The sequence below is a fragment of the Pseudomonas sp. LBUM1679 genome (assembly GCF_059695565.1).
This window is the reverse complement of sequence record NZ_CP166774.1, coordinates 1836559-1857024: the sequence shown is the minus strand read 5'-3', so window position 1 is coordinate 1857024 and position 20466 is coordinate 1836559. Positions and strand designations below refer to the sequence as shown.

At 50.5% G+C, this 20466-nt stretch carries 15 protein-coding genes; 14 read left to right on the top strand and 1 reads right to left on the bottom strand.

The window, feature by feature from the left end; genetic code table 11:
* Nucleotides 1-60 precede the first annotated feature (60 nt).
* Complete coding sequence (rlmM, locus tag ACA062_RS08550; protein ID WP_497455997.1) at nucleotides 61-1134, bottom strand: 23S rRNA (cytidine(2498)-2'-O)-methyltransferase RlmM; 1074 nt, start codon at nucleotides 1132-1134, stop codon at nucleotides 61-63.
* Nucleotides 1135-1355: 221 nt separating this feature from the next.
* Between rlmM and acnA the strand changes: the two genes are divergently transcribed.
* The 14 genes from acnA (at nucleotide 1356) to rfbB (ending at nucleotide 20415) form a co-directional block, all read left to right on the top strand.
* A complete protein-coding gene (gene acnA / locus ACA062_RS08545; RefSeq protein WP_497455996.1) occupies nucleotides 1356-4097 on the top strand; it encodes an aconitate hydratase AcnA in 2742 nt (913 codons plus the stop codon).
* 360 nt (nucleotides 4098-4457) lie between these two features.
* Complete coding sequence (locus tag ACA062_RS08540; protein ID WP_497455995.1) at nucleotides 4458-5246, top strand: CPBP family intramembrane glutamic endopeptidase; 789 nt, start codon at nucleotides 4458-4460, stop codon at nucleotides 5244-5246.
* 217 nt (nucleotides 5247-5463) lie between these two features.
* The gene (locus ACA062_RS08535; protein ID WP_497455994.1) at nucleotides 5464-5898 is read left to right on the top strand and encodes a low molecular weight protein-tyrosine-phosphatase; all 435 of its coding nucleotides are present in this window, start codon (nucleotides 5464-5466) and stop codon (nucleotides 5896-5898) included.
* A gap of 24 nt (nucleotides 5899-5922) precedes the next feature.
* Nucleotides 5923-8157 carry a polysaccharide biosynthesis tyrosine autokinase gene (locus ACA062_RS08530; protein ID WP_497455993.1) on the top strand — a complete coding sequence of 745 codons (2235 nt, stop codon included), beginning with the start codon at nucleotides 5923-5925 and terminating at the stop codon, nucleotides 8155-8157.
* A gap of 54 nt (nucleotides 8158-8211) precedes the next feature.
* Nucleotides 8212-8718: a transcription/translation regulatory transformer protein RfaH gene (rfaH, locus tag ACA062_RS08525; RefSeq protein ID WP_497455992.1), complete on the top strand. Its 507-nt coding sequence runs from the start codon at nucleotides 8212-8214 to the stop codon at nucleotides 8716-8718.
* Between the two features lie 784 nt (nucleotides 8719-9502).
* Complete coding sequence (locus ACA062_RS08520) at nucleotides 9503-10894, top strand: undecaprenyl-phosphate glucose phosphotransferase (RefSeq protein ID WP_497455991.1); 1392 nt, start codon at nucleotides 9503-9505, stop codon at nucleotides 10892-10894.
* Nucleotides 10895-11043: 149 nt separating this feature from the next.
* Nucleotides 11044-12345: an oligosaccharide flippase family protein gene (locus ACA062_RS08515; RefSeq protein WP_497455990.1), complete on the top strand. Its 1302-nt coding sequence runs from the start codon at nucleotides 11044-11046 to the stop codon at nucleotides 12343-12345.
* 11 nt (nucleotides 12346-12356) lie between these two features.
* Nucleotides 12357-13451 carry a UDP-N-acetylmuramate dehydrogenase gene (locus ACA062_RS08510; protein WP_497455989.1) on the top strand — a complete coding sequence of 365 codons (1095 nt, stop codon included), beginning with the start codon at nucleotides 12357-12359 and terminating at the stop codon, nucleotides 13449-13451.
* Nucleotides 13448-14617 carry a polysaccharide pyruvyl transferase family protein gene (locus tag ACA062_RS08505; RefSeq protein WP_497455988.1) on the top strand — a complete coding sequence of 390 codons (1170 nt, stop codon included), beginning with the start codon at nucleotides 13448-13450 and terminating at the stop codon, nucleotides 14615-14617. Before ACA062_RS08510 ends, ACA062_RS08505 begins: the two co-directional genes overlap by 4 nt.
* 418 nt (nucleotides 14618-15035) lie before the next feature.
* Nucleotides 15036-15995, top strand: a complete 960-nt coding sequence (locus ACA062_RS08500; protein WP_497455987.1) for a hypothetical protein — start codon at nucleotides 15036-15038, stop codon at nucleotides 15993-15995.
* Nucleotides 15996-16083: 88 nt separating this feature from the next.
* Nucleotides 16084-17313 carry a glycosyltransferase family 4 protein gene (locus ACA062_RS08495; protein ID WP_497455986.1) on the top strand — a complete coding sequence of 410 codons (1230 nt, stop codon included), beginning with the start codon at nucleotides 16084-16086 and terminating at the stop codon, nucleotides 17311-17313.
* A 52-nt stretch (nucleotides 17314-17365) separates the two neighbouring features.
* Complete coding sequence (locus ACA062_RS08490; RefSeq protein ID WP_497455985.1) at nucleotides 17366-18385, top strand: NAD-dependent epimerase/dehydratase family protein; 1020 nt, start codon at nucleotides 17366-17368, stop codon at nucleotides 18383-18385.
* A gap of 6 nt (nucleotides 18386-18391) precedes the next feature.
* Entirely contained in the window at nucleotides 18392-19345 is a 954-nt protein-coding gene (locus tag ACA062_RS08485) for a glycosyltransferase family 2 protein (RefSeq protein ID WP_497455984.1), read from the top strand.
* Nucleotides 19345-20415, top strand: coding sequence for a dTDP-glucose 4,6-dehydratase (rfbB, locus tag ACA062_RS08480; protein WP_497455983.1), 1071 nt, complete (start codon nucleotides 19345-19347; stop codon nucleotides 20413-20415). Before ACA062_RS08485 ends, rfbB begins: the two co-directional genes overlap by 1 nt.
* The last annotated feature ends 51 nt before the right edge of the window (nucleotides 20416-20466 follow it).

The window sequence follows — 20466 nt, the reverse complement described above, 5'->3', positions numbered from 1 at the left end:
TCGACTGACCCACCGCTTTCGCCGGCAAGCCGGTCTCGCTCCCCCATTGATCTGCGTGAATCAGCGGGATTTCGGTTTCTTCACATCCAGCCGCCGCAAATGGCACGTCACTTCTTCCCGGTCGTGATACAGCTGCTTGCAACCAATCTCGACCCGAATCCCGCGTTCCTTGAACCCGTCGGCAATCCGTTCCAGCAAGCGCTTCACCTCGGCATACCGCTGTTTCATCGGCAACTTGAGGTTAACCACCGCTTCCCGGCAATGCCCCTCGCCAATCCACTCCTCCAGCATCGCCGCGTTGCGCGCCGGTTTCTCGACGATGTCGCAGACCATCCAGTCCACCGGCTGCCGCGGCTTGAAGGTAAACCCATCGGCCATCAAATGCTGCACCAGCCCGGTCTCCATCAGGCTTTCCGCCATCGGCCCATTGTCAATCGCGGTCACCAACATGCCACGATTAACCAGCTGCCAAGTCCAGCCACCCGGCGCGGCGCCAAGGTCCACGCCAGTCATATCACTGTGCAGCCGCTCATCCCACTGATCCCGCGGAATGAAGTGGTGCCAGGCCTCTTCCAGCTTCAAGGTCGACCGGCTCGGCGCCTCGCGCGGAAACTTCAGGCGCGGAATGCCCATCGGCCACATCGCCGAGTTATTCGACTCGGCCAGCCCCATGAACACTTCGCGCCCGCTTTTAAAGGTCAGCAACAACCGCGGCTTATGCGCGTCTTCCACCAACTTGCCGGCCGCCATCAGCGCCTTGCGCAGGTGACCCTCGAACTTCTTGCAGAAGTTCGACAGCTCCTTGCCATCGTTGGTATCGACCATCTCCAGCCACAGGCTGCCGCACAACGGAAAGTCCGCCATGTGCGCAAGAATCACGCTGATGCGGTCGGTTTCCGGCAGATCGATGAAAATCCCCCGGGCCCACTGCCGCGGAAAGATCAGATCAGCAAAACGCTGGCCGCGCATCAAACGCTCGGCGCCGTCTTCTTCGGTGCAGATGAATTCGGCGCAGGCGCTGGCGGTCTTGGCCTTGGCATAACCGGCCACATTCAGCCGCGCGGCATGTTCGGAAATCTCGGAACAGACTTCGCTTTCGAAGCCCGGCCGGCAATGCATAAAGAGGGTGTTCATTCTTACTCCTGGGCAGATGGCGAGACATTCAACCACTGCGCGATGCCCAGGCTTGCGTTGAAGCAAAGCCTGTCACGAAAACCGGCGCATGATAGCCGAGTTCGGAACCTTGGACTTGTCCATAGAGTCCAGTTATTAGCCAGCTACTTAAAACAGGGCTAGCTTTAATGCTCTGTCCGTCCCCTCAGTCCGTGCCGTGCGGACTTAAAGGAGTGATCGCAATGCCGTCCCTCGATAGCCTGAACACCCTTAAAACCCTGCAAGTCGACGACAAGACCTACCACTATTTCAGCCTGCCCGAGGCTGCCAAGAGCCTCGGCGACCTGGACCAACTGCCCATGTCGCTGAAAGTCCTGCTGGAAAACCTGCTGCGCTGGGAAGACGACAAAACCGTCACCGGCGCCGACCTCAGGGCCATCGCCGCCTGGCTCAAGGAGCGGCGCAGCGATCGCGAAATCCAGTACCGCCCGGCACGGGTCCTGATGCAAGACTTCACCGGCGTGCCTGCCGTGGTCGACCTGGCCGCCATGCGCGCCGCCATGGCCAAGGCCGGTGGCGACCCGCAGCGCATCAATCCATTGTCGCCGGTGGACCTGGTGATCGACCACTCGGTGATGGTCGACAAATTCGGCAGTGCCAGCGCCTTTGGCCAGAACGTCGACATCGAAATGCAGCGCAACGGTGAACGTTATGCCTTCCTGCGCTGGGGCCAGAGTGCCTTCGACAACTTCAGCGTGGTGCCACCGGGCACCGGCATCTGCCACCAGGTCAACCTGGAATACCTCGGGCGCACCGTCTGGACCAAGGACGAGGACGGCCGCACCTACGCCTTCCCCGACACCCTGGTCGGCACCGACTCCCACACCACCATGATCAACGGCCTCGGCGTACTCGGCTGGGGCGTCGGCGGGATCGAAGCGGAAGCGGCGATGCTCGGCCAACCGGTGTCGATGCTGATCCCCGAAGTGATCGGCTTCAAACTCACCGGCAAACTCAAGGAAGGCATCACCGCCACCGACCTGGTGCTGACCGTCACCCAGATGCTGCGCAAAAAAGGCGTGGTCGGCAAATTCGTCGAATTCTACGGCGACGGCCTCGCCGACCTGCCGCTGGCCGACCGCGCCACCATCGCCAACATGGCCCCGGAATACGGCGCCACCTGCGGCTTCTTCCCGGTGGACGACATCACCCTGGACTACCTGCGCCTGTCCGGTCGGCCGCTGGCCACGGTCAAACTGGTCGAGGCCTACAGCAAGGCCCAAGGCCTGTGGCGCCTGCCCGGCAAAGAACCGATCTTCACCGACAGCCTGGCCCTGGACATGGCCAGCGTCGAAGCCAGCCTCGCCGGACCAAAACGCCCACAGGACCGCGTCTCCCTGCCCAACGTCCCGCAAGCCTTCAGTGACTTCACCGACCTGCAATTCAAACCCACCAGCAAGGAAGAAGGCCGCCTGGAAAGCGAAGGCGGCGGTGGCGTCGCCGTCGGTAACGCCGACCTGGCCGGCGAAGCGGACTACGACTACGAAGGCCAGACCTACCGCCTGAAAAACGGCGCCGTGGTCATCGCCGCCATCACCTCCTGCACCAACACCTCCAACCCGAGCGTGATGATGGCCGCCGGCCTGGTGGCGAAAAAAGCCGTGGAAAAAGGCCTCAAGCGCAAACCCTGGGTCAAGAGCTCACTGGCCCCCGGCTCCAAAGTAGTCACCGACTACTACAAGGCCGCCGGCCTGACCCAGTACCTCGACGAACTCGGTTTCGCCCTGGTCGGTTACGGCTGCACCACCTGCATCGGCAACTCCGGCCCCTTGGCGGAGCCGATCGAAAAAGCCATTCAGCAAGCCGACCTCACCGTCGCCTCGGTCCTGTCAGGCAACCGCAACTTCGAAGGCCGCGTGCACCCGCTGGTGAAAACCAACTGGCTGGCCTCCCCGCCCCTGGTCGTCGCCTATGCCCTGGCCGGTACGGTGCGAATGGACATCAGCAGCGAACCCCTGGGCACCGACAAAGACGGCAACCTGGTCTATCTGCGCGACATCTGGCCGAGCAGCAAGGAAATCGCCGACGCCGTGAACCAGGTCAACACCGCCATGTTCCACAAGGAATACGCCGAAGTCTTCGCCGGCGATGAACAATGGCAGGCAATCGAAGTGCCCCAGGCCGCGACCTACGTCTGGCAGGACGACTCGACCTACATCCAGCACCCACCGTTCTTCGACGACATCGGCGGCCCGCCTCCCGTGGTCAAGGACATCGCCGGCGCCAAAGTTCTCGCCCTGCTCGGCGACTCCGTCACCACCGACCACATCTCCCCGGCCGGCAACATCAAGGCCGACAGCCCCGCCGGCCACTACCTGCGCGACAAAGGCGTGGAACCGCGCGACTTCAACTCCTACGGCTCCCGTCGCGGCAACCACCAGGTGATGATGCGCGGCACCTTCGCCAACATCCGCATTCGCAACGAAATGCTCGGCGGCGAAGAAGGCGGCAACACGATCTACATGCCGACCGGCGAAAAAATCCCGATCTACGACGCCGCCATGCGCTACCAGGCCACCGGCACTCCACTGGTGGTCATCGCCGGCCAGGAATACGGCACCGGCTCCAGCCGCGACTGGGCCGCCAAAGGCACCAACCTGCTCGGCGTCAAAGCCGTCATCGCCGAAAGCTTCGAACGCATCCACCGCTCCAACCTGGTCGGCATGGGCGTACTGCCCCTGCAATTCAAACTGGACCAGAACCGCAAAAGCCTGAACCTCACCGGCAAAGAAACCCTCGACATCCTCGGCCTGACCGGCGTCGAACTGACACCCCGCATGAACCTGACCCTGGTCATCACCCGAGCCGACGGCCGCCGCGAAAAAGTCGAAGTCCTATGCCGGATCGACACACTCAACGAGGTGGAATACTTCAAATCCGGAGGCATCCTGCACTACGTCCTACGCCAACTAATAGCCTCCTAAACCCACCAAACCGGGGTTGGTGCCCAACACCAACCCCAATTGCTTCCCAGGCTATTCACACAATCCACATATCCCCCACAACCCCCTGTGGGAGCGAGCTTGCTCGCGATGGCGTCCTATCAACCAACAAAAATATCACCTGACATACCGCCATCGGGGCCCACCCCCCAAAGCTTATATGATGACCCCAATCCAACATCCCCCCCAATACCTGTAGGAGCGGGCTTGCCCGCGATAGCGTCCTACCACCCAACATCAACACCGCAGCGGCCAACTAATCCCAAACACCTCCATTGCCCCCCCACCCCCACATCTGCCTAAATACCCACCTAACACCAAGCCCCACCCAAGGAAGACCCCATGCTCCGACTGCCCTGGCCCTACCTGACACTCCTCACCGCCGGCTACGTCCTAGCACTCACCTACGGCCAACTCACCCTCCAGGCAGCCCTCCCCCTCACCCTGCTCCTGTTCGCCGGCCTCGCCATCCAGCCACAAAACCACCCCTACGCCCGCTACCTGGGCCACACCCTATTCATCCTCCTCGCCCTGACCCTGGCCCTCCACTACCTCCCAGGCTTCCACAACGCCCAAGTCATCCCCCCACAACGCTTCAGCGAAAACGCCATTCCCTTCTCGATGTACCTGAACCTCGACAAACCCCTCATCGGCTTCTGGCTCATCCTCGCCTGCCCTTGGATCATCGCCCAACGCTCACTCACCCAAACCCTGAAAACCAGCGCCATCACCCTGAGTCTGACCGCCCTGCTCACCCTCGCCAGCGCCTGCCTGCTCGGCATCATCGAATGGTCACCGAAATGGCCCGACGTCGCCCGACTCTGGCTCCTCAACAACCTCCTGCTGGTCACCCTGGTCGAAGAAGCCCTGTTCCGCGGCTATATACAAGGCGGCCTCACCCAGCGACTCAAACACCTGCCCTACGGCGAACACCTCGCCCTGCTAGTCGCCGCGCTACTGTTCGGCCTGGCTCACTGGGGCGCCGGCTGGCAATGGGTTTTGCTGGCAACCCTGGCGGGCATCGGCTACGGCCTGGCCTACCGCTTCGGCGGATTGGCCGCAGCAGTCGCCACGCATTTCGGCTTGAATCTGCTGCACTTTGGCCTGTTCACCTACCCGATGCTGGCATAATAATATTGCATGCAAAGGCAAACACCCGTATGACAGAAAGTCACAGCCGAGCCTTGACCCTCCCCCCCTACGGCACTAGAGTGCACGCTTTTGAAATGGCCCCGGCAGCAGCAATGCACCGGAGAAAGCCGTACTATTGCGTTGGAAAGGAATTCCACCCCCTCCTTCCTGCTGCCTGTGCGGTCATCACACTCGATCTCGCAACCATCGCAGCCCTATGTTCAATAAAATCCTGGTCGTATGCGTCGGCAACATCTGCCGCAGCCCCACCGTCGAAGCCCTGCTTAAAAGCAGACTGGCCCATCGCGGCATCGACGTCAGTTCGGCGGGCCTCGGCGCGCTTGTAGACAAACCCATGGACAAGACCGCGCTGGAAGTACTGCGCGACCATGGCGGCGATCTCCCGGACCACAAAGGCCGGCAACTGACTCGCGAACATCTGCAACAAGCCGATGTGATCCTTGCCATGGAAAAACGCCATGTGGACCGCATCGTCGAAATGGCTCCGGAAGTACGCGGCAAGACGTTCCTGCTGGGCAAGTGGCAGAACAACCAGGAAATCTCCGACCCCTACCGCCAGCAGAAAGTCGCCTTCGAACACGTTTACCAACTGATGACGCAAGGCGTCGACAGCTGGTCGAAAAAATTATAATCACCTCTTGTAAAAGTACCCCGCATGCCAAGCCAAAACAGCCTACCTATTCAGGATCACCGCGACGACGATGACAACATCGATCTGCTCGCGCTATTCGGCACTTTGATCGATAGCAAGTGGATTATCATTGGCATCACTGCGTTATTTTGCGCAGTGGGTGTCGCTGTCGCCCTGTTGTCCACTCCGATTTATCAGGCGAACGCGCTCGTTCAGGTTGAAGAGAAGAAAGGCGGTATGGCTGCGCTGGGTGGCATGGCGGAAATGAGTGAGATGTTCGGTGGTACTTCTCCGGCCGTAACCGAAATCGAGTTGCTTAAATCCCGGGCCGTACTAGGTAAGGCGGTGGAGAACCTTAAGCTCGACATTATTATTGAGCCGAACTACTTCCCGATGATTGGTCACTTCCTGAGTCGACGTTTTAAGCCAGACAGTGAAAATGAGTTGGCCTCACCATTGCTTGGCCTGAACCGCTATACATGGGGCGGCGAAAAACTCGATATCTTTCAGATTGAAGTGCCGGATGCATATTTGGGTGAAGGTCTGACACTGCGCGCCGAAGGCAACAACGCCTTCACCCTGCTCAATGATGACGACGAAGTCCTTCTTAGTGGTCAGACTGGAGAAAAGCTTGAGCGCAATGGCTTCAAGCTACAAGTCGCTGCACTTAATGCCAATGCCGGCGCGCTGTTCGACGTCACCAAACAGCGCCGCCTCAATGCCATCCTGCAATACCAGGAAGACGTATCGGCTAGCGAGCGCGGCAAGGAATCCGGCATTATAGCCCTGTCACTCGAAAATGAAGATCCAGCGCTGGCCAATAAGGTGCTCGACGAAATCAACAGGCTCTATGTACTGCAGAACGTTCAGCGCAACTCTGCGGAAGCCGCGCAAAGTCTTGAGTTCCTGCGAACCCAGTTACCCGATGTGCGCAAGCAACTGGAAAAAGCCGAAGGCCAGCTCAACGCTTACCAAACCAGCGCCCGATCGGTGGACATCACCATCGAAACCAAAGCCGTTCTTGATCAAATCGTAGCCTTGGAAACCCTGATCTCCGAACTGAAGCTCAAGCAAGCGGAAATGGAGCACCGCTTCACTCGCGAGCATCCAGCTTACCAGGCGTTGATAACCCAGATGGGGCAACTTGATCAACAAAAACGCACGTTGGAAAAAAAGGTCAAAAATCTACCGGAAACCCAACAGGAACTGCTGCGCTTGGCCCGCGACATGCAAGTCACCACCGAGATATACACCCAGCTGCTGAACAAAACCCAAGAGCTGGACATTGTTCGCGCGGGTACAGTGGGCAACGTGCGCATAATTGACTCGGCAGATGCAAATATAGAGAAACCGGTCAAACCGAAAAAAACGCTGATCGTGCTGATCGCCACCCTGCTCGGCGGATTGATTGCTGTGGCTTACGTACTGATCCGCAGAGCGTTGAACCGCGGCGTCGAAGACCCGGAGACTATCGAGCAACTGGGCATCCCCGTTTACGCCTCGATTCCGCTCAGCAAGGGACAATCTCTAATTGAGAACAATCTGAAGGGTAACGGCCGCGCCAGTACCGGCTCACTGCTGCTGGCGGTAAACAACCCCGCGGACCTTGCCGTGGAATCGTTACGCAGCCTGCGTACAAGCCTGCACTTCGCGACCCTGGAGGCCAAGAACAACATCCTGATGATCTCTGGCCCAAGCCCAGCCGTAGGTAAATCCTTCGTCTCGTGCAACCTGGCGGCCATCATCGCCCAGACTGGACAGAAGGTGCTGCTGGTCGACGCCGACATGCGCAAGGGTTACCTGAACAAACTGTTCCGCAAAGACGTGAGCAACGGCTTGTCTGATCTGCTGGCTGGCAAAATCGACCTGAACACCGCAACCCACACGACCGAAGTGGACAACCTGCACGTCATCACTCGCGGACAGATCCCGCCGAACCCGTCTGAATTGCTGATGCATAGTAACTTCACCCAATTTCTGGAAAACGTCAGCAGCCAATACGACCTGATCATCATCGATACCCCGCCGATCCTGGCGGTCACCGATGCCGCCCTGGTCGGCCGCCAAGCTGGCACCAGCTTGATCGTGACCCGTTTCGGCGTCAATGCCGCCAAGGAAATTCTGGTGACAAAGCGCCGCTTCGAACAGAACGGCATTGTCGTCAAAGGCGCGATTTTCAACGCCGTGGAACGCAAAGCGTCTGCCTATGGTTACGGCAACTACAGCTACTACCAGTACGAATACGCTTCAGACAAATAACACCGGAATATCAGGGCAGCGCCGCTGCCCTGATCGACCCATGAGAGCTCCTGCATGCCACCCCAGCACCCGCCACCCCGCTGGTACCTGATCCAGTGCAAACCACGGCAAGACTCTCGCGCCGAGGAAAACCTGACGCGCCAAGCCTTCAAGTGCTACCGCCCCACCCATAATATCGAACGCATCCAACGCGGCCGTCGCATCACTTCGGTGGATTCATTGTTCCCTGGCTACCTGTTCATCCAGCTCGACCAACTGAACGATAACTGGCACCCCATCCGCTCAACCCGCGGAGTGAACCAACTGGTGACGTTCGGCAAACAACCTATCGCCGTAGCAGACGAACTCATCGACCAACTCAAACAACGACTCAGCGAAAAACCGCAAGAATCCGTATCGCTTGAGCCCGGAGACCGCGTGCGAATCAACAGCGGCAACTACAAAGAACTCGAGGCCATCTTCCTCTCCCGCGACGGCGCCGAACGCATCGTAATCCTCCTACAACTACTACACCGCGAACACACCCTAACCATCCCGATCAGTGCCATAGAAAAAACCTGACCCCACAAACGCTCTCTAAAACAAAAACAATACATCCACAACACCATCCCCCTGTAGGAGCTGCCGAAGGCTGCGATCTTTTGACCTTAATCCAAGCCCTAGCCCCTCTCCCCCGTAAAACACCCGCCGTATGTATCTGACAAAGCACCTCGTCCCCCTGCCACTACAATCAATTACGCCGTTTTCCACCAAAGCCCGAATCTGTACGGCTAAAACCTCAAGTACATATCAAAAAGCCACTACCCCACCCCAATTCACTCCCAAAACCGAATCCGTGATCCACTACTCAAAACACTCAGTCCCGTATGTAGGATCTTTCACCCAAGACTGTATTTGCCTTCACTTTTCCCACCAATTCAGTAAAATGCGCCGTCGGCTGAGAAAACAACTCATTTCGGCGGGATGCCATTGCACAGACCTCATGTTGTGCAGCAGTCAAGGAAAGACTTATCTCCTCTGCGCGCTATTAACCGAGCAAAGACTCGGCCCTGCCTGATTGATCCTTTCTCCCTAAAAATTGCCAGCGCTTGTGCATTCGGCTCACGTCGCACCCACGGCGCACGTTCTCAGGAAACCAACGGTGAATCCTGGGGCGGTAGCGTGCCCAAAACCTTGATATTGGCCAAGGCAAGTGCGTCCCCTGCCACGGATACGGGGAACGCCACGACAACGACCGGTTTGTGCCTCAGGCCCAAACAGTATCTCCAGCTGCATGGAGGTAATTCCTCCCCACAGCGGGCACAGTCTGGAAGGCTATGTCCATTCCAACGCGAGGGACTTTATCTTGATTCGCAAGCGCACCACCACAATGCCAGCAGGCCGCGGCCTTACCTTCTGGGCCCAATGGCTCGCCGCTATCACCGTACTCATCCTCCTGCTTTGCGCACTAGCAGAGATAAAAACAGGGGAGGTCGATACCCAATATCGCGTTCTTAGCGTGCTAATGCTGCTCGGTTCCGTCCCGGCCTACTCTATGATGCAGGTCTACCATAAGCAGCACAGTTATCTCGTTGGTCTGGGTCGTCTCCTTGCCGGGTGGTTAGCGTTACTCTCAGGTTTAATGGTAATGGCATTCATCACCAAAACCAGCGAGCTATTCTCGCGCGAGGTGATCATTACCCTTGCTTTATCCGGTTTTGTGTTGCAAGCCGTCCTGTACTTACCGCTGCATAACCTCGCTAAGCGCTACCAACAGAAGCTTCAGGCCGCTCGCACATCGCTAATCATCGGAACGGGCGAACTCGCACTCGACCTTGCAGACAAATTGGCTCAACAAAAAAAAGAACCGTTAATTGGTCTAGTAGCTGCAGACGATTTGCCGTTACCGAACAACAGCCTGTACCCCATTTTAGGCAGCCTAGCCCACCTGCGGGACCTGATCGCGACTCATCGCATACGCCGCCTCTACATCGCATTGCCACTTACAGAGGCCGAAAAGATCGAAGAACTCTATATCGATCTACTGGACTCTAGTGTCGACGTGATCTGGATTCCAGACCTGCAAAGTCTGATTCTACTCAACCACTCCGTATCGGAAATCGAGGGACTACCCGCTATCCACCTCAATGAAAGCCCCCTAACTTCCTACCCTACTGCGGCACTCTCCAAAGCCGTGCTGGATCGTACAATCGCTTTAATAGCAATAATCCTGCTCAGCCCTGTACTTCTGGGCACCGCCATCGCTGTGAAGTTGTCATCGCCCGGACCGGTGCTATTCAAGCAAAAACGCCATGGCTGGAATGGCAAGATCATCAAGGTCTGGAAATTCCGCTCCATGAGAGTGCACGACGACCAAGCAGTCAAACAAGCCAGCCGAGACGACCCACGAATTACCCGTGTCGGCCAGTTTATACGCAGCACATCCATCGACGAGTTGCCACAGCTATTCAATGCTCTACAAGGCCGAATGTCGCTGGTTGGCCCTCGGCCTCATGCATTGGCGCATAACGATTACTACACAGGCAAAATCGACGCTTATATGGCACGACATCGGATCAAACCAGGAATTACTGGCTTGGCGCAGATAAGCGGCTTCCGCGGTGAAACAGAAACTATAGACAAAATGGAGAAACGTGTAGAGCTGGACCTTGCGTACATCAATAATTGGTCGTTGTGGCTGGATATAAAAATTTTGATAAAAACGCCGTTCACTCTATTGTCGAAAGACATCTATTGAATCTACCGCATTCTGCAAAGTCGCCTTCCTGCCAGAGCGATGAATTCGACGCCCCCTACCCTATCGAAAACAGAGAAGATGCTTTGAACACCAACAAACTAACTTTCGAATTTTTTGGTAGTAACCCACATTTAAAATGATGCCTTAATATGAATATCATCAAATCATTAAAGGCCCTATCTTTACTTTGGGTTTCATCCATTTTCGCCGCTCTATTGGCTTTTATTACCCAAATAACGCTCGCTAGATTATTAGGTGCTAGTGATTACGGCCTACTGTCAGCATCATTATCCGCCACGACTTTATTGGTCCCGCTGGCTGGTTTTGGCATCGGCCAGCTATGGTTGAAAATCTTTGGGAGCGAAGGTTCACAGGGTTTAAGATGGATACCAGCTTCATTTAGATTTATCAGGGTTTCAACAACGATAACTTTTAGCTTAATAGTTACTTGGGCAATATTCGGCCCCCACCCCATAGAATCCACGCTAATCTTAATAATACTCATTATACACATGGGTCAATTAGTTTATATAGAAATAACAAGTGCAAAATTGCAACTAGAAGAGCGTTATCAACTCCTTAGCCTTTTACAAATTTCACCACACGCCCTACGCCTGATATTAATTTACATACTCTCACTCCTATCACCTGAGTCTATAAACGCGTTCAGCATTGCGATATTGTACGCAATCGTGTCGATCCCGGTAATTATCTGGGGGTTTATAGAAATGAAAAAACTGAGGCGCAACGAACTATATTTAAAGGGACACAAAGAAAACATAAACATTCTTACAGGTGTTTTACCAACCCCTAAACAAGTATTTTTCGACGCACTTCCTTTCGGAATGGCGGCAACATTTCACTTAGTCATGTTCCAGATCAACATAATATTAATAGGTTATCTGACAGGAACTAGAGAAGCTGGAATTTACAATGTAGCTTTTGCCGTAATGACTGCAGTTTATCTAACTCCAAGCGTTATCTATCAAAAATTCCTACTCCCCAAAATCCATAGATGGGCTATTCATGACCGAGAAAAGTTTGTAGCTGTTTATAAAAAAGGAAACATTGCGATGCTCATATTGGGCATTATGGCCATGATCTGCATTATGCTATTTTCACCATGGGCAATACCCTTTTTTTTCGGGGAGCAGTATAAATCAGCTGTACTTGTAATCCAGATACTTTCACTGTGTGCCCCGCTTCGCTTTCTAGCCAGTAGTGTTGGAGTTGCGCTGGTAACCCAAGAACATATGAAACTCAAGGTGAAGCTCATGGGTATTGCTGCAGGTTTCAATACGATCCTGAGCATCGCCCTCATAAACAAATACAATATTTATGGTGCCGCAATTTCAACAGTATTTTCAGATTTCCTTTTGATTTCTCTTTATTACTATTATGCCCAGCGAAAAGTCATTAACGTAAAGCTGCCCAGCACACAAAAAATTTGAAGGTCCCGATCATGTTTGAAACAACACTAAGTGAATTAAAGTTATTTTTATCAAAGGAAAATGTCTGGCACAAATGTGACCACACTATAAAGTTCGAAACCTTTTTTAAAACTGGCGGCTTAATTAAAGTTTACATCACCCCTCAGAGCACAGAAACCCTCGCAAAAACGATTAACTATCTTAATAATAATAAAATCGAATACAAGATCGTAGGCTTCACCTCAAATATTATTTTATTCGATGAAATCGAATACAGCGTAATAATATCAACCAAAAACCTCACCGATATATCTACAAACTCAAACTATATTGATGTTGGCTGTGGTTATTCATTGCAGGACTTTGTCAGGATAGCTGTTGTCAATGGCGCACCTGGATTTGAAGGCCTAGAAGGAATACCTGGAAGTATTGGTGGTGCTGTTTTTATGAATGCAGGGGCGTACGGTTATTGCATTTCAGATCACATTATTAGCATAGACTATTTAGATCACACGGGTGCACAGCACAGAATTTCAAAAGAAGATTGCAACTTTAAATATAGAACCTCACTATTCAAAAACTCGAGCCATATAATCACTAGCGTTCGGCTTAGCTTACAAAAAAGTAATAAACAGGCCGAAATCGCAAAAAAAATTGAAACCTATCATATCGCTCGACATTCCTACCAGGAGTTTTCCTATCCTAATCTTGGCAGTATGTTTTCTGTCGAACGCAATTTCTATGAAGAACTTATCAAAAACGAAAGCAAGCTCTACAAAATTAGCTATTTCTTAATGAAACTAATGTTCAAAAACCCACTGAGCAAATTCATTAACAGGAAAAGCCCAAGCAATGCTCCAATCAACTGGCTAATATTAAAAAAATTAAAGAGTATTTCATACTCACCTTCTAAAAAAGGCATGAACATTTTTATTAATCAAGGCAATCTTTCCACGAGAGAGTCGTTTGATTACGTTCTTGAAATTAAAAATCGGCTGGGCAATAAATTCCATATAGAAAATGAAGCAATCTTCGGACCCGCCTTTAAAATAGATCCAGACTTTCAATCACACTATGTAGACCTGATTAAAGTCCTGCGCAAACCAGTTCAAGAGATGTCCAAATGAAAATCGGATTAGTTACCATACACAACTCCTGCAACTATGGTGCTGTACTTCAAACTTACGCAACACAAGAATTTTTTAGCAATTTCGGAGATACCGAAATTATTAACTATCATAACTCTCACACCGATAAAACCATTCAATTGTTACGATTTGGAACCCAGCCAAGAGATGTACTTCGACTTGGTAAAGACGTACTGCGGTTTTTTCCAAAATTAAGAATACTTAAAAAATTCAGATTATTCTTCGAAAACAATTATAAACTTTCTGGCCCGCGAACAAAAAATCTCGCGGAATTATCAAAAAAATATGATGTTTTGGTTTGCGGCAGCGATCAAATTTGGAATCCAGACATCATCAGTGAAAATCAGTTACTAGACCCTAATTATTTCCTGAACTTTGCCAACTCCGGAAAAAAAATATCCTACGCTTCTAGCATGGGCTCACACAAATACACAGAAAAAGAATCTGAAGAAGTATGCAACTATTTGAGTAGCTTTAGTAGTATATCGGTTCGGGAATCAGACTCAGCCAAATACTTAAGCAAACTCTTAAATAAAAATATACAGCACGTACTGGACCCAACTCTTCTTCTTGATAAAACAGAGTGGACATCCAAGTTAAAAACTTCGAAAATTAGCAAAAACAAGGAATACATACTAGTTTACGTATTACGAAAAAATAAAATACTGGACCAAACCGTATCTATCGTAGCCGACGCACTAGGACTCGATGTGATTGTAATAGATCAAGATCCCTTCACGACAATCAGATGCAAAGAACACATCAAAGATGCGGGGCCGGCAGAGTTCATCGAACTATTTTCAAATGCGTCGTTTGTTATTACTAATTCGTTTCACGGTACAGCATTCTCAATAAATTTCGAGAAACCTTTTATTGTAACCCCTCCACCAACTGGCTTGAATCGTATTATGAGTCTTTTAGACGCAGTTGGCGCTAGTAGCTATGCTATAAAATCGACTGAAGATATCAAAAATATCTTGAATGGCGAAATTGATTTTTTAACAATTAGAGCAAAGCTAAAGGAACTTCGTGACAAATCAAAAAAATATATAATTGACGCACTTAACTCAAATATAGACCCAAACACTTTAAGATCTAAAGATGACTACGTCCAATCTCAAACCAAGGAGATGTCCGCAAACTAAAAGATCAAATACAAACTCTCGCACAGCTATACTGTCGACTTCCTCTCACTAACGCTATGCAAAAAAAACGTAGGGTTACTTTTGTTGAGCCATTAACGTGCTAACTATTAACTATAAATTTTTTATTATTTTCCTAGTTACGCTAATGATAGGTGCTCTACCCCCCCTATTAACAATATCATCCGAAATAAAGACATTTTCCTCGGGAACGGTAATTTGCTCGATACTCTGCATACTAATTTGCCTAAAGCAAATCAAAAAGATGACAAGGATAAGAAAAAGTTTGGCGTATGGGTTTGGCTTATTAATCTTTTACTTTCTTGCTCAGCATGTATTTATAGGCGCATGGCAATCAAAGTCTTACTTTTCAATTTTTCCGTTAATTCTGAACATATTATCCGCATATATTGTTTCTTTCATGTTCTCAAAAATTGATAGCAAAGCTCTACTAAAGGCTTGTCATTATATTTTTTACCTTATGGTTTTTTTAGGATTGCTTCACATATCCACCTCTTATGCAATAGGCAAGAGCTTAGGTTATACGCATGGCCAGCCGATGTTTCCCTTTTTAGAACCTAGCCATTACGCTTTATATCTAGGGGGATTTACGTGCATTTACTCTGTGACAAATAAATCTTGGAGCACACGACTTATATCGTTAGCAGCTGTTACCACAATCTCCCTATTAATTCCTAATACTACTCTCCTTACTTATGTTGTGATTACTAGTCTCATATTGATTCTAACTCTGAAAACTACGGTTGTGTTTTTGGCGTTTCCAGCCATTATTATTTCAGCTTCATTAGGCGTGAACGCTATCATGTCCAATGAGTACTTCACTAGTAGACTGACCCTCTCAGGCGATACTACAAATACAACCGCCCTTGTTTATTTACAGGGTTTGCAAGACAGCCAGAACTCTCTCGAATTAACCAATGGGTTGGGGCTAGGGCTTCAGATGCTGGGCACTCAACCGCCATCCACTTACGCATTTGCAATTGCGAAAGTCATGGGCAATGTGAATGGTGAATTAAATCGGGAAGATGGTGGTTTCCTAGCCGCCAAAACTGTCTCAGAACTAGGATACCTGGGCATCTATCTAATTATCGCCTACATTCTCTGTTGCATTAGAAGTGTAAAATCAGTAAGGCAAATTTTGCTGAACAACCAGCAGCGAGAAAATAGCAAGCTATTGATTTCGTACAGTATAATAATTACATTTTCGGTTGAGCTATTTGTTCGAGGCGTAGGATATTTCTCACCTGGAGTATTTATTTTCTTAATTGCCGCTTTTTACCTTTTTAATCAGCGAAAAATTTCCAGCAGGACAAAAGCAGCTCATGCCGTACAAACTAGCTTTTTACAACCGACAAGCTAGTTGTGAAATGCGATAATTAATCGGTATTGACAACAATATTTTTTCTGCGCTCCCATTATTTAATAGTTACTTAATTTTAAGAATACCTATGAATATAATCATTATAAACGATTATGCATCTGTAAATGGCGGTGCGGCCCAAGTAGCATTGGTCAGCGCGCGCGCACTCGCTGATAACGGCAACAAAGTAGTGTATATTTTTGGTACAGGAACGGTGGATCCGTTCTTAATACATCAAAACATAACTTTGATTGATTTAAAACAGCATGATCTATTAACAAACCCTAGCAAATTAAATGCATTTTGCGTGGGAATATGGAACAAAGGCATTGCATCTACCATATCTAAAATATTAGAGAAATATTCTCCTACAGACACAATCGTTCACATCCATACTTGGGTTAAGTCTTTATCACCAAGTGCTCTCAAATCAGTCATAGATAGCGGGCTCCCTCACGTAGTAACGTTGCATGACTATTTTAGCGCATGTCCAAATGGGGGGTTTTATAATTACCAGACGAAAGAAATCTGTAAGAAAACCCCTATGTCGTACGATTGTTTGCGGACAAACTGTGATGCGCGAAGCTACCCGCAAAAACTTTGGCGTATTGCACGACAAGGAATGACACAGAATGCAGGTATGCCAAGAAAAATATCAAACTTCATTTATGTTTCCGATTTCAGTAAAAACATACTAGAACCATTTTTGTCGAAAAATTCTATTTTATGGGAAGTTAAAAACCCTATAGACATTTCAAAAACCTCACCTGGGAACCCGAAACTTTCCGAAAGCATAACTTTTGTTGGACGGCTAGCGGCAGAGAAAGGCGTCGAGTTGTTTGCCGAAGCTGCCAAATCTGCAGGCGCGAAAGCACGCTTTGTAGGCGCAGGAGACTTAATTGACTCGTTGAGAAATATCTGCCCCACTGCGGAATTTACTGGATGGGCCGATCGGCATCAAGTTTGTGAGTATATAAAAAATTCGAGAGCTATTGTTGTCCCTTCAATGTTATACGAAACTCAAGGGATGGTCGTCGTAGAAGCTGCAGCACTGGGTATTCCTTGTATAGTATCCGATGGATGTGCTGGAAGGGACTTTGTAGATCCAAATGTGACCGGATTATGGTTTAAGGGAGGCGATTCAAATTCGCTTTCGGAAGCTATCAGAGTTCTTAAAAATGACCCTGAACTCGCAGCAGAGTTGGGACGGCGTGCTTATGACAATTACTGGGCGTCACCTCCTAATTCGGAAGCACATGTAAAATCCTTACTGAACTGCTATAAATCAATAATCCAAAACGAACAATCCAGAATTTAAATATAACCCCAGTCAAAAATTTTTCGATTATAATTTTCTTTAGAGGCTCCTAATGGCTTGCGCAGTGATTTTTGGTGGTACAGGCTTCATTGGCGTTTTTTTTGCCCAATATCTGCTCGAAAAAGGCAAGGTGGATAAAGTCTACTTGTACGATAAAGAGCCTATTGATCAAAAAACTAGCGCCTATAGGAAAGCAATTGTTTCTAGGGAATCTAGGCTCATTGTTGTTGAAGGTAATGTGAACCGACATATCACTTGGACACCGCCTGAACCCGTGGTTCTGATCGCCAACTTTGCCGCCGTGCACCGCGAGCCAGGTCACGAAGATCCCGAGTACTACGAAACTAACCTTCGTGGAGCGGAGAATGTCTGTGCTTGGGCGGAAAGGTTAGATTGCAATAAAATTATATTTACCAGTTCCATCTCGCCCTATGGACCAAGCGAAGAGTCCAAGGATGAAAACTCGCTTCCAGTTCCAGCTACTGCTTATGGGGGCTCAAAATTAGCTGCCGAAAAAATCCATCAAATATGGCAGGCGCGCGATGATTCTCGTAGGCGTTTGGTAATAGTTCGTCCCGGTGTTGTTTTCGGTCCTGGGGAAGGCGGGAACGTTTCACGCCTCATCAAAGCAGTGATGCAGCGCTATTTCTTCTATATGGGCAACCGCGATACCCGTAAAGCTGGAATTTATGTAAAGGAATTGTGCAATGCAATGTGGTGGGTGTTGCAGAAGCAGGAGGCGAAGGGCGAGAACGTTAGCCTTTTCAATATGTCTATGAGCCCGGGGCCTTCCATTGAAGAGTATGTGAATACCGTCTGCAAAGTAGCGGGCGTGAAGCGCACAGTTCCGGGGGTGCCATACCGCCTGTTGCTAACAGTAGCGTATGTTATAGACGCAATTGCCAAGCCTCTAGGAATCAATCACCCCTTTAGTCCAGTGCGCATCCGCAAACTAGTGCGCTCCAATAATATTTTACCCGCTTATTTGGTGGATCACGGCTACCCCTATATATACACCCTAGAAGGTGCTTTTGCCGATTGGAAGCAAAACTGTCCTGAAGAATGGAAATAATCTAGCATGCCGATTTCAACTGATACACCCTTGGTGCGCGTCGCTTGTATCGTACCCACCTATAACGGCAGAGATGATCTTGCTCGTCTCCTAGATTCACTTGATAGGCAGAGCGTCGAGTTTGATCTGTATGTGGTCGACTCAAGTTCCAAGGATGGAACTGGCGAGCTGGCTTTATCCCGTGTTGAAAATTTTGTAACCATCCCTAGCAGCCAGTTTAATCATGGCGGCACCCGGCAGATGATGGTGAATCAGAGCATCGATTACGACGTTTACGTATTCATGACTCAAGATGCATACCTAGAGGACTCAAAGGCTATTGAACGATTGATTGTTCCTTTCGCTGATGAAAAGGTCGGTGCAGTTTGCGGTCGGCAGTTACCGCACTTAGATGCCTCTCCTCTTGCACAGCACGCTCGGTTCTTTAATTATCCCGAAACATCACAAATCAAATCGTTAGATGATGCGCTTACTCTGGGATTGAAAACGGCATTTATGTCAAACTCATTTGCAGCTTATCGCGGTCTAGCCCTAAAAGCTGTCGGTGGATTTCCAGAACATGTAATTTTCGCTGAAGATATGTACGTAGCGGCTAAAATGCTAATCGGCGGCTGGAAAGTTGCTTATGTGGGCGGAGCCGGTTGTCGGCATTCACATAATTACACTATAGGAGAGGAGTTCCGACGCTATTTCGATATGGGCGTGTTTCACGCGAGAGAACCTTGGATCCGCCAGCGCTTTGGGGGTGCGGGAGGTGAAGGTGTGCGCTATGTCAAATCCGAATTGAGTTTTCTAGGGGCGACACGTCTTCATCTCTGGCCGTCAGCCATCCTGCGTAATGTATTTAAATTGCTAGCCTACAAGCTGGGACAGAATGAAAAGCGATTGTCGGTTAAACTAAAGAAAAAACTTAGCATGTATAAAGGCTATTGGAATAGTCGCTACGCGGAGAAGCATTGATGCGAGTTCTTGTAACAGGTGGCGCTGGTTTTATCGGCTCGGCCGTCGTTCGTCATCTAATTGACAACACTTCCGCAGAAGTCGCTAATCTCGACAAACTTACCTATGCCGGCAATCTCGAGTCGCTGGCTTCAGCTGCCGATTCACCACGCTATCACTTCTATCAGGTGGATATCTGTGAAGAGGCTGCGCTGGATGCGGTGTTTTCCGAGTTCCAGCCCACAGCGGTGATGCACCTGGCGGCCGAATCCCATGTGGATCGCTCCATCGACGGGCCATCTGAATTCATCCAAACCAATATCGTCGGTACCTACAGCTTGCTCGAAGCGACCCGCCGTTATTGGAGTGATTTGTCGGTAACGGAGAAAAGCGCATTCCGCTTCCACCATATTTCCACCGACGAGGTGTATGGCGATCTGGAAGGCACGGATGACCTGTTCACCGAAACCACACCCTATGCACCCAGCTCGCCGTATTCCGCCTCTAAGGCCAGTTCGGATCATCTGGTCCGCGCCTGGCAGCGTACCTATGGGCTGCCGGTTCTGGTCACAAATTGCTCGAACAACTACGGGCCGTACCACTTCCCGGAAAAGCTGGTTCCGCATGTAATTCTTAACGCCTTGGCGGGCAAGCCGTTGCCGGTGTACGGCGATGGTTCGCAGATTCGCGACTGGTTATATGTAGAAGACCATGCACGGGCGCTGGTCGAGGTGGTGAGCAAAGGCGTAGTAGGTGAAACCTATAACATCGGCGGCCATAACGAAAAACGCAACCTGGAGGTGGTGGAAGCCATTTGTGAGTTGCTGGATGAATTGGTGCCGCTAGAGGTGGATCGCGATCAAGCTCGCTCCTACAAGGAGCTGATTACTTTCGTGAAGGATCGGCCGGGACATGATCGGCGCTATGCAATCGACGCATCGAAAATCGAGCGTGAATTGGGCTGGGTACCGCAGGAAACATTTGAGACCGGCCTGCGGAAGACCGTTCAGTGGTATCTGGATAATCACCAGTGGTGGCAGCGCGTTTTGAGTGGGGACTATCGGTTGGGGCGCTTGGGCGGTGATCAATAAATCAAGCGCTTCATGCCGTGGCAGCGATCCTACGAAACGGCGCGCGCTGCA

What these genes read in the sequence shown, in the direction of transcription:
- rfaH (WP_497455992.1), top strand. Translation starts at nt 8,212, where the DNA reads ATGCCACCCCAGCACCCGCCACCCCGCTGGTACCTGATCCAGTGCAAA.
- ACA062_RS08505 (WP_497455988.1), top strand. Translation starts at nt 13,448, where the DNA reads ATGAAAATCGGATTAGTTACCATACACAACTCCTGCAACTATGGTGCT.
- rlmM (WP_497455997.1), bottom strand. Translation starts at nt 1,134, where the DNA reads ATGAACACCCTCTTTATGCATTGCCGGCCGGGCTTCGAAAGCGAAGTC.
- ACA062_RS08500 (WP_497455987.1), top strand. Translation starts at nt 15,036, where the DNA reads ATGTTCTCAAAAATTGATAGCAAAGCTCTACTAAAGGCTTGTCATTAT.
- ACA062_RS08515 (WP_497455990.1), top strand. Translation starts at nt 11,044, where the DNA reads ATGAATATCATCAAATCATTAAAGGCCCTATCTTTACTTTGGGTTTCA.
- rfbB (WP_497455983.1), top strand. Translation starts at nt 19,345, where the DNA reads ATGCGAGTTCTTGTAACAGGTGGCGCTGGTTTTATCGGCTCGGCCGTC.
- acnA (WP_497455996.1), top strand. Translation starts at nt 1,356, where the DNA reads ATGCCGTCCCTCGATAGCCTGAACACCCTTAAAACCCTGCAAGTCGAC.
- ACA062_RS08540 (WP_497455995.1), top strand. Translation starts at nt 4,458, where the DNA reads ATGCTCCGACTGCCCTGGCCCTACCTGACACTCCTCACCGCCGGCTAC.
- ACA062_RS08495 (WP_497455986.1), top strand. Translation starts at nt 16,084, where the DNA reads ATGAATATAATCATTATAAACGATTATGCATCTGTAAATGGCGGTGCG.
- ACA062_RS08530 (WP_497455993.1), top strand. Translation starts at nt 5,923, where the DNA reads ATGCCAAGCCAAAACAGCCTACCTATTCAGGATCACCGCGACGACGAT.
- ACA062_RS08485 (WP_497455984.1), top strand. Translation starts at nt 18,392, where the DNA reads ATGCCGATTTCAACTGATACACCCTTGGTGCGCGTCGCTTGTATCGTA.
- ACA062_RS08490 (WP_497455985.1), top strand. Translation starts at nt 17,366, where the DNA reads ATGGCTTGCGCAGTGATTTTTGGTGGTACAGGCTTCATTGGCGTTTTT.
- ACA062_RS08510 (WP_497455989.1), top strand. Translation starts at nt 12,357, where the DNA reads ATGTTTGAAACAACACTAAGTGAATTAAAGTTATTTTTATCAAAGGAA.
- ACA062_RS08535 (WP_497455994.1), top strand. Translation starts at nt 5,464, where the DNA reads ATGTTCAATAAAATCCTGGTCGTATGCGTCGGCAACATCTGCCGCAGC.